General features: G+C 65.4%; 9 protein-coding genes and 5 tRNA genes. 5 read left to right on the top strand and 9 right to left on the bottom strand.

The genetic code is table 11. From position 1 onward, the window contains the following. Nucleotides 1-60: 60 nt before the first annotated feature. Both HMPREF1138_RS05400 and HMPREF1138_RS05395 read right to left on the bottom strand, forming a co-directional pair. The gene (locus tag HMPREF1138_RS05400) at nt 61-1,086 is read right to left on the bottom strand and encodes a lipid II:glycine glycyltransferase FemX (protein ID WP_009057485.1); all 1,026 of its coding nucleotides are present in this window, start codon (nt 1,084-1,086) and stop codon (nt 61-63) included. Between the two features lie 100 nt (nt 1,087-1,186). Next, the gene (locus HMPREF1138_RS05395; protein WP_009057470.1) at nt 1,187-2,464 is read right to left on the bottom strand and encodes a carboxylate--amine ligase; all 1,278 of its coding nucleotides are present in this window, start codon (nt 2,462-2,464) and stop codon (nt 1,187-1,189) included. 71 nt (nt 2,465-2,535) lie between these two features. Between HMPREF1138_RS05395 and HMPREF1138_RS11080 the strand changes: the two genes are divergently transcribed. Beyond that, nucleotides 2,536-3,219: a hypothetical protein gene (locus tag HMPREF1138_RS11080; protein WP_155887140.1), complete on the top strand. Its 684-nt coding sequence runs from the start codon at nt 2,536-2,538 to the stop codon at nt 3,217-3,219. A 5-nt stretch (nt 3,220-3,224) separates the two neighbouring features. Then, the gene (locus HMPREF1138_RS05380) at nt 3,225-4,973 is read left to right on the top strand and encodes an alpha-glucosidase (protein WP_039937064.1); all 1,749 of its coding nucleotides are present in this window, start codon (nt 3,225-3,227) and stop codon (nt 4,971-4,973) included. A gap of 235 nt (nt 4,974-5,208) precedes the next feature. On the opposite strand, the gene HMPREF1138_RS05375 is transcribed toward HMPREF1138_RS05380, so the two are convergent. The 6 genes from HMPREF1138_RS05375 to HMPREF1138_RS05350 all read right to left on the bottom strand — a co-directional run bounded on the left by HMPREF1138_RS05375 (nt 5,209) and on the right by HMPREF1138_RS05350 (nt 8,105). Further along, nucleotides 5,209-6,849, bottom strand: coding sequence for a DUF5979 domain-containing protein (locus tag HMPREF1138_RS05375; protein ID WP_009057490.1), 1,641 nt, complete (start codon nt 6,847-6,849; stop codon nt 5,209-5,211). Between the two features lie 801 nt (nt 6,850-7,650). Further along, nucleotides 7,651-7,725, bottom strand: a tRNA-Val gene (locus tag HMPREF1138_RS05370). 1 nt (nt 7,726) lies between these two features. Next, nucleotides 7,727-7,797: transfer RNA gene (locus tag HMPREF1138_RS05365), tRNA-Cys, on the bottom strand. Nucleotides 7,798-7,831: 34 nt separating this feature from the next. Further along, nucleotides 7,832-7,904, bottom strand: a tRNA-Gly gene (locus HMPREF1138_RS05360). Between the two features lie 55 nt (nt 7,905-7,959). Continuing rightward, nucleotides 7,960-8,031 (bottom strand) — tRNA-Val (locus HMPREF1138_RS05355). A gap of 1 nt (nt 8,032) precedes the next feature. Continuing rightward, nucleotides 8,033-8,105, bottom strand: a tRNA-Gly gene (locus tag HMPREF1138_RS05350). 153 nt (nt 8,106-8,258) lie between these two features. Between HMPREF1138_RS05350 and glgX the strand changes: the two genes are divergently transcribed. The 3 genes from glgX (at nt 8,259) to HMPREF1138_RS05335 (ending at nt 12,283) form a co-directional block, all read left to right on the top strand. Next, the gene (glgX, locus tag HMPREF1138_RS05345) at nt 8,259-10,370 is read left to right on the top strand and encodes a glycogen debranching protein GlgX (RefSeq protein WP_009057496.1); all 2,112 of its coding nucleotides are present in this window, start codon (nt 8,259-8,261) and stop codon (nt 10,368-10,370) included. 128 nt (nt 10,371-10,498) lie between these two features. Further along, nucleotides 10,499-11,038: a DUF3000 family protein gene (locus HMPREF1138_RS05340; RefSeq protein WP_009057456.1), complete on the top strand. Its 540-nt coding sequence runs from the start codon at nt 10,499-10,501 to the stop codon at nt 11,036-11,038. Continuing rightward, nucleotides 11,039-12,283, top strand: coding sequence for an HRDC domain-containing protein (locus HMPREF1138_RS05335; protein WP_009057494.1), 1,245 nt, complete (start codon nt 11,039-11,041; stop codon nt 12,281-12,283). Here HMPREF1138_RS05335 and HMPREF1138_RS05330 read toward each other — a convergent pair. After that, nucleotides 12,280-12,624, bottom strand: a 345-nt coding sequence (locus HMPREF1138_RS05330) for a transketolase C-terminal domain-containing protein (RefSeq protein ID WP_039937041.1), incomplete at its 5' end; no start/stop codon positions are given. The genes HMPREF1138_RS05335 and HMPREF1138_RS05330 overlap by 4 nt on opposite strands.

The following is a 12,624-nucleotide window of genomic DNA, read 5'->3' as shown; positions in this document are numbered from 1 at the left end:
GGTCGATACGGTCGATGCAGTTAGGTGCTAGTGGGATTCTAACGCCCGGGGGCGGGCGATTCAGGAGCGGGCGCGCCAGTCCTTGATCGCTTTTGCCGCGCTCAGGGCGCGATAGGTGTTCTTTTTGACGGGCATATCCCACCCGCCGGGGACGTCGGTGAAGTGCGCCGCAAAGGCGCTCTTGTACTTGCCGACACTGTAGAGATCGGGGCAGCGCGGGGAGTGCGCGCCCATGAGGTCGAATTCGCGCACGCCGTCGCGGGCCAGGAACTCGGCGGCCAGGAAGTCCAGGACCGGGGGTTGGCGCAGGCGACGGCCGGCCTCGGTGGAGGCGCCGTATTCGGCCTGCGCGCGGATCCCCTCCACGAGGCAGAAGTCCCAGCACAGGATGGCGCCGTCGGCGTCGCGCATGGAGAAGATGCGCGCATGCTTGGGTCCCAGCGTGGTCAGCAGGCTCATGTAGTAGGCCTTGGGGTGGGGGCGGAAACCGTCACGCTCGGCGGTCTCTTCCATGACGGCGTAGTACTCGTCGATGACGTCGGCCGCGTTCGCTGTGTCCTCGTGGAAGGTGATGCCTTCGGCCTTGCCCTTCTTCAGGCCGGAGCGGATCGAGCGCTTGCCGGACTTGGGCATCGCCGCGAGGATCGCTTCTTCGGTCTTGCCGGAGGTGTCGATGACGACGGTGCGGTCGTAGGAGATGGTCTGCAGGGGCATCACCAGGTCGGGGTGCTGGTAGATGGCGTGCAGGCGCACGAAGGCGACGGATTTGTCCCGTTTCTTGATTTCGCGCAGCAGGTCGGCGCGCAGGGCGGCCTCACGTTCGGGGGTCGCCTCCTTGACCCAGGCCGGGCCCCACTTCGCCCACAGGTAGTGCACGCCTCGCACCGCGTACTTGTAGAGGGTGATGAAAGCGACCTTGGTGTCGTCCTCGCACCACGCGTATCGGCCCCATACGCCGTGTCCCTGGGACTTTTCGAAGGCTTCCCACACGCAGGCCTGCTCGATGGGCAGGGAGCGATCCTGGAAGCCGGAGACGGCGGCGATCTTGTCTTCTTGGGAGATGGGCACGAGTGAGGTTGTCGTCATGGTGTCCTCGTTGGTCGGGTCTATCGGTCGCGTAGGGGGTCAGTCTATCAGGGGCGCCTTCCCCGCCGATGAGGCCGTGGCGGGGCGAGGCGGTGGGAGCTCAGTAGGAGGTGTCGGTCGGCTCCGGATAGTAGCGGGCGAACTTGCGCCGGTGGTTCTGCTTCTGGAGCCACACCGTGAGGTTGCGGCGCAGGTCCTTCTCGGTCGGGTTGAGCAGCAGGTCGAAGCGACGCCCCTCGCGGATGATGCGCGTGACCCGCGCGCGCAGCTCGGGGTCTGTGATGTAGTGCAGGAGAAGAGAATCGGGGACCATCGTGTAGAGGATCTCATCGCGCGCCTGCGTCTGCTCGCATTCCTGGCCGTCGATGAGGTCGGCAACCATCGGGATCATGGGGTTCGCCCCGGCGGCAGCCATGTACCAGTTGTTACGCCCGATGCGGGGGTTGACCTCGAAGAAGACGGCGCGTCCATCGCGAGGATCGATCTTGACGTCAAAGTTCGCGAAGCCGCGGTACCCGTTTTCGGTGAGCAGTGTGCAGGCGTCCTCCCACAGGGAGGGGAAGTCCTCGGTGATCATCGCCACGGGGTTTCCGATCATGGTCGGCGCGTGGTCTTCGAGGAGCACGCGCGCGGAGCCGATGAGCGTGACCGTGCCGCGGGAGTCCACGTAGGCGGTGATCGAACGCATCGCCGTGTTATCGCCGGGGATCAGCTCCTGGACCAGGAACGTGTCGCGGAACCCCGCGGCTTTGAGGGTCTCCCACAGCTGAGTGAGCTCGTCGGGGGTGTCGATGAACCAGATCTTGCGCTTGCCCTCGAATTCGAGGACGTCGTAGGGCTCCCCGTTGGCGGCCTTGGCCACCACGGGGAAAGCGAAGGGAATCTCCGGAGCCGCCCAGGCCTCGTCGAGGACGCCTGAGAAGTCGACGACGACGGTGCCGGGCGTGTCGATGCCCGCGCGCTGGCAGGCGCGCGCAAACTCGGCCTTGTCCGTCAGGCGGTTCATGACGTCCAGGGACGGGAAGGGCAGCGCATAGTGGCGCGACAACGCCGCCATGTTGCGGGCGACGAAAGCGGAGAAAATGTCGTGGTTCGCCATCAGGATGAGCTTCTTGTCGGAATGCTCACCGGCGATGGTCATGAGGGTGTCCAGCAGCTGGGCGTCCGTCGCGTGTGCACTCACATGTCGGACATCGAAAAAGTGTGACCGTGTGATCGAATCGGTCGGCTGGGAACCCACGCAGATGCAGCGACATCCGAAGGCTTCGTTGAAACAGCGGCCAATCCCATACACTCCGAAGTCCCCGCCGATAATGACGGGGAGGATGTCCTGGCGGGGAGCGAGGGGACGAGGCCGGGTCAAGTAGTCGATCGTCATGCCTCAAGCCTAGCGCCTGGTAGGATACAGAACGATCCCTGAGACCTCTCTCACCAACACGAAAGTCCGCTATGAGTACCCCGTTCCCCCCTCAGAATCAGCAGCCGTTCCAACAGCAGCCGACCGGCGGTTACAACCAGCAGCCCGGCTACCCGCAGGGCGCTCAGCAGGGGTATGGAAACGCAATGCCCGGCCCCACTCCCTCGCCCTACGGTGGCGCGCCGATGGGCCCGGCGCCTCGCAAATCCAACGGCGGACTGATGGCAGCCATCATCGGCGGTGTATTTGTCATCACTCTGATCGGCGGCATCATCGTCCTCTTCCTGTACTCGGCGGCCACGTCAGGTTCTTCGTCCTCCGAGCGCTCGAGCTCTCCGTCGCCGACCTCGACGTACAGCCCGACCCCGTCCAACAGCCCCACGCCGTCTCGCAGTCCCCAGCCGACCTCCAGCCCCAAGCCTTCCTCCAGCTCGTCCAGCTCCTCGGCGAGCTCGGTGTCCGATGAGGAAGAGAACGGCGTCATGGAGGCGTGCCGATCCGCGCTGAGCCAAGTTGTGACCAGCGGCCGCATCACGGACGCCTCGATCGGCAAGACCGGCAAGAACTCCAAGGGCGAGCAGCAGTTCGAGGTCAAGGGACAGCTGAGCGGAACGCTGGCCGCGACCGGCAAGAACGGGACCCACAACTTCACTTGCTCGGCCGTCTACCACGACAGCAAGAAAACCTACGAGGCCTCGGTGACGGTCGACCTCTGATGTCGATGATCCTCCACTCCGACCTGCTGCCGACCGGGCGCGGCGATGCCGACCCGTGGTGGATGAACGCGGTGCTCTATCAGATCTACCCGCGTTCCTTCCAGGACAGCGACGGGGACGGAGTGGGGGATCTGCAGGGGATCGTGCGCCGCCTGGAGTACCTGGCTCAGCTCGGCGTCGATATCGTGTGGATATCGCCCATCTATCGCTCGCCGCAGGCAGACAACGGATACGACATCTCCGACTACCGCGACATCGACCCGCTCTTTGGCGACCTCGAGACCTTCGACGCGCTCGTCGCTCGCGCTCACGAGCTCGGGATGCGCATCGTCATGGACTTGGTCGTCAACCACACGTCCGTCGAGCACCCGTGGTTCGTCGAATCCGCCACGGGCCCCGACTCCGCGCGTCGCGACTGGTACTACTGGCGCGATCCGCGCCCGGGAGCAGTGCCCGGCACACCCGGTGCGGAGCCCTCGAACTGGGAGTCCTTCTTCGGGGGGTCTGCGTGGGAGTGCGACCCGGCCTCGGGCCAGTACTACCTGCACCTGTTCGCGCGCGAGCAGCCGGACCTGAACTGGGAGAATCCCGAGGTTCGCGACGCCGTCTACGACATGATGAACTGGTGGCTCGATCGAGGGGTGGACGGTTTCCGGGTCGACGCGATCGACGTCATCTCGAAGCGACCGGGGCTGCCCGACGGGGGGCCCGCGCGCGCCCCCTTCGGCGTCGGCCACGAGTGCTTCGCCGACGGCCCGCGCCTACACGAGTTCCTTCAGGAGATGCACGAGCGCACGTTCGCCCGCCATCCTGGCTCGTTTACCGTCGGGGAGGCCTCGAACGCCTCCCCCGAGTCGGCCCTCCTCTTCTGCGATCCGGACAGACGCGAATTCAACATGCTCATCCAGTTCGAGCACGTCAACCTGGGCCAGGAAAACGGCAAGTTCTCGCCGCGCACACTGGCCGACGGCGAGCTGGCGGACGTCATGTCGACCTGGCAGGAGGCCCTGGGCGAGCGGGGCTGGAATGCCCTCTACCTGGAAAACCACGATCAGCCGCGCGCGGTGTCTCGCTTCGGCGACCCGCACGGCGCCTGGTACGAGTCGGCCACGGCACTGGCCACCGCGTACTTCCTCCAGCGCGGAACACCATTCATCTACCAGGGCCAGGAGATCGGCATGCTCGGCGGGCACTTCACCCGCCCGAGCGACTTCCGCGACGTCGAGTCCCTCAACTACCTGAGCGCGCATCCCGGTGAGGGCGTGCCTACGGGGCTCGCGGCCATCTCGCGCGATAACGGCCGCACCCCCATGCAGTGGGACTCCTCCCCCACCGCCGGCTTCACGTCCGGGACGCCGTGGATCGACCTGCCTCCGTCGGCCTCGTCCATTCACGTTGAGCGCCAGCTGGCCGATGCTTCCTCGGTCCTGGCCTTCTATCGGGCGCTCATCGACGCGCGACACAGGGTCCCCGCCCTGACCTCGGGGTCCTTCCGGCGCGTCGACGCGGGCGATCCTGGGCTCTTCGTCTACGTGCGTTCGAGCGAGGGCAGTGAGGTCCTCGTCATGACGAACCTGTCGGGGCGTGCGATCACCCCTCGGGGCGTTTTCTTTGACGAGGACTTGAGCCCCTCGCGCTGGGCCCTGTACCTGGGCAACATGGCGTCCCCCATTGATTCCTCGGAGGCCGAGGCGGGCGACCCCCTGCCTTCGTCGACGATGGCGCCGTGGGAGGCGCGCGTCTACCTGCGCTAGCTCCGGCGGGTGCCCGCCGGAGCAGACCTCGAGCGCCCGGAGTGACTCGCCTCCCGCAGGCGTGAGGGCCGCGTGTGTGTCCACGTCGTTGCGTCGCGCGCTCCTCCCCCGCTCCCGCTGCGATCGTGGCTATCTGCGACAACGAATAGTGGGTGGGAGGAGCATCGCTCCTCCCACCCACTGCACGGCCGTGACGGCCTACGTTATCGTGCTGTGCCCGCGCAGTGGCGCGTCATCAGCGCACCGCGTGACCGCGGCGCTTGATGGCCACGAGCGACAGACCAGCCATCGCGACGATCCCGGCGAGCACTCCCAGTCCGGCGGCGTCCGTGCCGGTCGCGGCCAGCTTGGGCGTCGGGGAAGGCGTGGCGGACGGGGTCGGCGCGGGGCTCGACGGCGTGGCGGACGGGGTCGGGGTCGGCATCGGAGCCAGCGTATTCGTCAGAACGAGCGAGTAGATGTTCTCGTCGCTCAGCGTGAAGGTGGCCTCGCGGTTGTCGGCCGCCAGCATCACGCCGTCTGCTGTCTCGAAGACGCGGCTCTCGGCATCGTTCCAGGTGATCTCCGCTGCCGTGGGCAGGTCGCCCTCGGTGACGGTGACCTCGGTGCCCAGCGGGAGCGACTCGGGGTAGGTGTAGGTTTCCCCGGCCTTAATGGTCGCCTCGAAGGTCTTGTTCACAGTCGGATCGGCGTCATTCTTCAGCGTGATGACGAGTGTGTAGTCGAGGTCCTTCGCGGACTCGGGCAGCTCGCCCTCCACCTTCTTGGTCACCGAGAAGGTCTGGTGCGCGTAGGCATTGGCGACAGCTCCGTAGCGCAGGACCTTCGTGATGGGCTCGACCGTCTCACCGGGGACGGTGTACTTCACGGTGTTAGCGAATTCGCCAGCGATGTCGCTGGCCCGCTTGGCGCCCTCAACGCGCGCCGGCAGCATGATGATGGCCGACTGGTGGGCGGGGATCTCCGCGAGCTTGACGGTGACCTTCGTGGAGGTGCACTCGATCTGGGCGGCGTTGCCGAACGCACCGTTCGAGGTGTCCTTGTCGCGGCGCAGACCCTCGGAGGTCGTCGGGTCCGTGACGATGAAGGTGTGGGTCTTCGTGTACTCGTTGACTGTGTCGCAGTCGAAGCTCCAGCGCGAACCGGCGGGGGCCTCGTCGACGATTGAGGCTCCAGTCACGGCCGTGTCGCCGGCGGGCAGGACCACTCGCCACATGATGGCCTTGTTCTCGTCACCGTCCTCCGAGTCGCTCAGGTTCAGCCAACCGTCCTTCTGGTAGCGCGCTTCGCCGGGGGTGCGGCGGGTCATATCCAGGGTGCGGGTCACCTTACCACCGATGACCACCTTGTAGGTTTCGCCTCCGGGGCCGGTGTAGCTGGCCAGGCCGTTCGTCGTCACCGTGCCGTACCACTGTGCGGCGGATTCAACCTTGTTGTTGAAGACGACCGTGACGGTGCCGTCGGCCGCCCAGGTGCCGCAGCCGACGACGATGTTGTCGTGGGAGACGACGTCGAAGCTACGCGAGACCGTCGGACGAAGCACCGACTGTCCGGACGTGGCTTCGACGACGGAAGCGTCGTAGGTGAAGTAGTCACCGGCCTTGACACGCCCCTGCGTCTGCCACGGGAGCTTGACGCCCAGGTCCCACCAGTCGCCGACCGAGTGGACCTCGCGTCCGGCGTGGTCAACCAGCTGAGCCTTATCCCAGTCCAGCGCGACCTTATCGCTCACGTTGGTCACTGCCGCCGGGCAGGAGGGCGTGTCCGCGCGCGCGGGTGCCTGCGCAGAAAAAACCTGTGTGAGACCAAAAAAACTCAGTACCAATACGAAGGCAGCAAGAAGTGCACCGACGTGACGGCGCTTCGAGGCGACCATAGAAAACTCCTGTCAACGGGATGTGCGACGGCGTCGCTTCACACCCTGCCAGTCTATGCTACTGCTCTGTAATTTGGTCAAGAATCGTAGCGAACAGTCCTCCATCAACGGCAATAGCCGCAGTCGACAAAAAAGCGATTCCGCTTGTTCACTCACTTTGCTATCAAAGTGTCAATTTTTAGATGTCGGGCGTGTCGGACAAGTTTTAAAACGGTTAGGTCTCACCCGAACTGTGACGGAACGCCAACAAACGCTCACTCGTCCCTACCGACGCGCATACATCCACGAGCAGCCGACAAACTCCCAACAGGCGTCACCAAACGACCCGAACTGAGCTCGTGTCACACAACGCCTTCATCACCTGGCGCACTGCCGCTCACGCCGCAAGCCCTCCCCGATCTGGCCGGGACAACTGATCATGCCCGAGGGTGCACAGGCCACCATGCGGGACACCACTGAGCGACAGGCCACGTCATGAGGACACACCTCGACTCGGCGTCGACGAGACGCACGGGCCCAGCACCAGAGCGCACATCCAGCGCAGGCGGTACGCCTCGGACCCAGCACCAGAGCGCACATCAAGCGCAGGCGGTACGCCTCGGGCCTGGTGGATGGCCGCCCGGGACAGCTCACCCTTCACTGTTGATTGTCCCGCACCAGCAAGCCGACAAGTCACCACACAACCAACACGTTGTGCCCTTTAACCCGGAGGCGAGTAGAACCCTCAGCCCCAACAGCGCAGCGAGACCCTGGGAGCAGCGAGCATACACAAAGAGCCGGATCACAAGGATCCGGCTTGAATGGTGGGCGATACTGGGATCGAACCAGTGACCTCTTCCGTGTGAAGGAAGCGCGCTACCCCTGCGCCAATCGCCCGAGGTGGGTACGGGATTCGAACCCGTGTATACGGCTTTGCAGGCCGCTGCCTCGCCTCTCGGCCAACCCACCACGCCCAATGGGATCGTGTGGATTCCCGATTGAGAGCGGATGACGGGACTCGAACCCGCGACCCTCACCTTGGCAAGGTGATGCTCTACCAACTGAGCCACATCCGCGTGCACCGCTTGTGCGGCTGGGCATATGCCCGCCAGCCCCTACAAGGGGTGACCGTGGGCGATACTGGGATCGAACCAGTGACCTCTTCCGTGTCAGGGAAGCGCGCTCCCGCTGCGCCAATCGCCCGAGCGGATGACGGGACTCGAACCCGCGACCCTCACCTTGGCAAGGTGATGCTCTACCAACTGAGCCACATCCGCGTTTCTCAGAACGTTGACCGTTCTTCGCAACGGGTAAAACCTTAACAGACCTTGCGGGCAGATTGCAAAACCAAACAGCCGTTATCCAAGTCACATGCTCATTTTTGGGCGGATTAGCGCCCCTCGAAGAGCATTCGTGCCACCCTTGTCCGTATGGAAACTCGACCTGGTAAGGCTTACCCGCTGGGCGCCACCTTTGATGGAACCGGCACGAACTTCGCGATCTACTCGTCGGTCGCCACCTCGGTGACCCTATGCCTCCTAGACGACGAGCTCAACGAAATGCGCATCCCCATGACCGAGGTGGATGCCTACGTTTGGCACGTCTACGTCCCGCAGGTGCGGGCCGGCCAGCGCTACGGCTACCGCGTCGAGGGCCCCTGGGACCCCGCTCGAGGCCTGCGCTGCGACTCCTCCAAGCTTCTCCTCGACCCCTACGCCAAGGCCATCGAGGGACAGCTCAAGGATTCTCTCGACCTTCTCTCCTACCAAGCAGACGACCCCCTCAGCCTCAAGGGCGGAGACTCCGCCAAGGCAACCATGCACTCCGTCGTCGTCAACCCCTTCTTCGACTGGGAGGGCGACCGCAGCCCGGGGCACGACTACTCGGAGTCGATCATCTACGAGGCGCACGTCAAGGGCATGACGATGCGTCACCCCGACGTCCCCGAGGAGCTGCGCGGCACCTACGCCGGCATGGCGCACCCGGCGATCATCGAGCACCTCACGAAGCTCGGCGTCACCACCGTGGAGCTCATGCCGATCCACCAGTTCACCAACGATACGACGCTGCAGGCCAAGGGCCTGTCGAACTACTGGGGATACAACACGATCGGCTACTTCGCGCCGCATAACGCCTACGCGGCCACGCAGGAACCCGGCGCTCAGGTGTCCGAGTTCAAGGCAATGGTCAAGGCCCTGCACGCCGCCAACATCGAGGTCATCCTCGACGTGGTGTACAACCACACGGCCGAGGGTAACCACATGGGCCCCACCCTGTCCTTCCGAGGCATCGACAACCCCTCGTACTATCGACTGGTGGACGGGGACCGTCAGCACTACTTCGACACGACGGGAACCGGCAACTCCCTCCTCATGAGCTCCCCGCAGGTCCTCCAACTCATCATGGACTCGCTGCGCTACTGGGTGACAGAGATGCACGTGGATGGCTTCCGCTTTGACCTCGCCTCCACGCTGGCACGCCAATTCGCCGAGGTCGACCGCCTCTCCGCGTTCTTCGATCTGATTCACCAGGACCCGGTCGTCTCACAGGTCAAGCTGATCGCCGAGCCCTGGGACGTGGGCGCCGACGGCTACCAGGTCGGCGGCTTCCCTCCCCTGTGGTCGGAGTGGAACGGCAGGTACCGCGACACGGTGCGCGACTTCTGGCGCGGCGAATTTTCCTCGCTGCCAGACTTCGCCTCCCGCCTCGCCGGCTCCTCGGACCTGTACGGCACCACGGGACGCAAGCCCATGGCGTCCATCAACTTCGTGATCGCACACGACGGCTTCACGCTGCGCGACCTCGTGTCCTACAACGAGAAGCACAACGAGGCGAACCTCGAAGGCGGCGCGGACGGCGCGAACGACAACCGTTCGTGGAACTGCGGAGCCGAGGGCGACACGGACGACGAGGAGATCATCGAGCTGCGCTACCGCCAGCAGCGTAATTTCCTGACGACGCTCATGTTCTCCCAGGGCGTGCCCATGATCGCCCACGGCGACGAACTGGGTCGCACTCAGCGCGGCAACAACAACGCGTACTGCCAGGACAACGAGCTGTCGTGGATCAACTGGGATCTCGACGAGCAAGATTACGAGCTGCTGCGCTTCACCCGCCACCTCATCCACCTGCGTCGCGATCACCCGGTGATGCGTCGGCGTCGTTTCCTCGAGGGACCTGCAAAGCGCGGTGGCGAGTCGGACCTGGGCGAGATCGAGTGGTTCACGCCCGCCGGCACGCACATGACGGAAGAGGAATGGAACCAGCCGTGGGCTCGCTCCACGATGGTCTTCTACAACGGGGACGCGATCCGCGAACCCGACGCCAACGGACGGCGCATCCTCGACGACGACTTCCTGCTGCTCATCAACGCCGCGCCGGAGGCGGTCGACTTTACGCTGCCTGACGCCAAGTATGGGCACCTGTGGCACACGGTCGTCGACACGGCTGGCGATGACGATCACAAGGACTACCAGTCCGGTGACGTGGTCCATGTGAGACCGCGAACGGCGTTCATTCTGCGCAATCCGCGAGGTCTGTAAAACGCGGGGCCGTCTCGATACGTTGCGAGGAACACGTACCCGCTACTTATCGAGATGGCCCTTAGCGGCGCGTCTGGCCCTCAAGAAGGAATGACACCTTTACGATTTTAATCGTGAATGAGAACGCGGTGCCCGAGGAGTTTGTTCGGGCTCTGCTGTCCCTGCGACAGGCCGACCACCTGCCGCATATCCTCCTCGAAGAGGTGTCCCCGCCTCGTCGTTTGGCGCCGTTTACGGCCGCACTGGCGATGCGCACGATAGACGAGGACCCTGCGGGACAGCCCCTGTCGACCGGTCGCATGATCGTGCTGCATGATCCCGTGGAGCAGATCGGCTGGAACGGCACGTTCCGCATCGTGTGCCAGATGCGCACCCAGGTTGACGCCGAGATGGCGATCGACCCGATGCTCGCCGAGGGCGTGTGGGGCTGGATGGTCGATTGCCTCGACGGCGCGGGAGCCGGTTTCCACGACATGACGGGCACAGTCACGCGCGAGATGAGCGAGACATTCGGCGGGCTCGAGCTGCGAGGCTCCTCTCTGTTCGTCGAGGTGCGCGCATCGTGGACGCCCACCAGCGAGTATCTTGGGGAGCACCTGTCCGGCTGGGCGGACGTCATGCGCCGCACGGCCGGCATCGTTCCCATCCGTCACCTCGAAGGAGTCTGAGTGCTGGTTAACAACGGTGGCGGCTTGCCCACGGGTGATACGGACAATCCGGAGCTCATCGCGCAGCCGCGTGGGGGCACCCCTGCCGTCATTGATACCCAGCGTGACCTCGACGTGGCCGCCCGCGCCCTGTCCGCGGGATCGAGCCCCGTTGCGCTCGACGTGGAGCGCGCCCAGGGCTTCCGTTACGGCGCCGACCCTTACCTGGTGCAGATTCGACGCGAGGACGTCGGCACGTTTTTGATTGACACGCACGCCCTCCCCGACCTGTCCGTGCTTCAGCCGGGCGTGGAGGACGTGTGGTTGCTGCACGACTCTCTGCAGGACCTGCCGAATCTTCGCCAGGTTGGTCTGCGCGCCCCTTCCCTCTTCGATACCGAGGTCGCGGCGCGCCTGGTGGGCTTGGAGCGCTTTGGCCTGGCGGCCGTCGCTGAGCAGGTTCTCGGCCTCGGCCTCGTCAAGGACCACCAGGCGTCGGACTGGTCGGTGCGTCCCCTTCCCAAGGAGTGGCTGCGCTACGCGGCCCTGGATGTCGAACTGCTGACGGAGCTGTATTACCGCCTGTCTCGGCGCCTCGATCAGATGGGGCGCTGGGAGTGGGCGCAGCAGGAGTTCGCCTACGCACTGACGGTGGCTCCCCCGGCTGCGAAGTCGGATCGGTGGCGTTCGCTGCCCGGCGCGGGCAAGATTCGTTCGCGTCGAGGCCTGGGTGTCCTGAAAGCCCTGTGGGAGACGCGCGAGTCCATCGCACGTCGCATCGACATGTCCCCAGGGCGCCTGGTGCGTAACGCCGCGCTCGTGCGCGCGGCCTCGAATCCTCCGCGCAACAAGCGCGCACTCATGAGCATCAGCGAGTTCCGCTCCCCCGTCGCCCGCCAGTACGAGGACGAATGGATGCGGGCGCTCGCCAGCGTGGCCGCCATGACGGAGGACGAGCTGCCTCCCAAGCGTAAGCCCGTTCAGCCCGGCTCGATCCCGGAGCCTCGCCAGTGGGCTCGCATTGACGAGGCCTCGGCGGCGCGCCTGGGCACGGTGCGCAGTGCGGTCGCCTCCGTCGCGTCGGGCCTGGGCCTGGCGCCCGAGGTTGTGCTGGCCCCGCAGGTGCAGCGCTACCTCGCGTGGGCGCCCCTGGATCCGTCGCGTCCGTCGGGTGACGAGGTCGAGGAACGCATGGTGACGCGAGGGGCGCGTGACTGGCAGATCGACCTCACGCTCGACCCGATCTGCGACGCGCTCGGCGTCTAGCTGTCGCGCGCCCCGAGCGCGGATACGGCGTCGCGCGCCGCTCGCTCGATCCCGTCCGCGTCGTAGCCGAAGTCCGCGATCATCTGGGCGCGCTCCCCGTGCTCGGGGAAAATCTGGGGAACCCCGAGGCAGCGCACGGGCGTCGCGGCCTGCGTCAGTCCGTCGCGCAGTGCCCACCCGAAACCGCCGTGGACGATCCCGTCCTCGACGCTGATGACGGCGTCATAACCGGCGGCCATCTCGACGAGGTCCAGCGAGAGGGGCAGGAGCCAGCGCGGGTCAACCACGGTGACGCCGATTCCATCCGCCGCCAGGCGGCGGCCTGCCTCGATCGCGTCGGG

Origin of the sequence: Actinomyces sp. ICM58 (genome assembly GCF_000283035.1) — a bacterium.
Classification (GTDB): domain Bacteria; phylum Actinomycetota; class Actinomycetes; order Actinomycetales; family Actinomycetaceae; genus Pauljensenia.
This window is presented reverse-complemented; position numbering and strand designations above follow the sequence as displayed.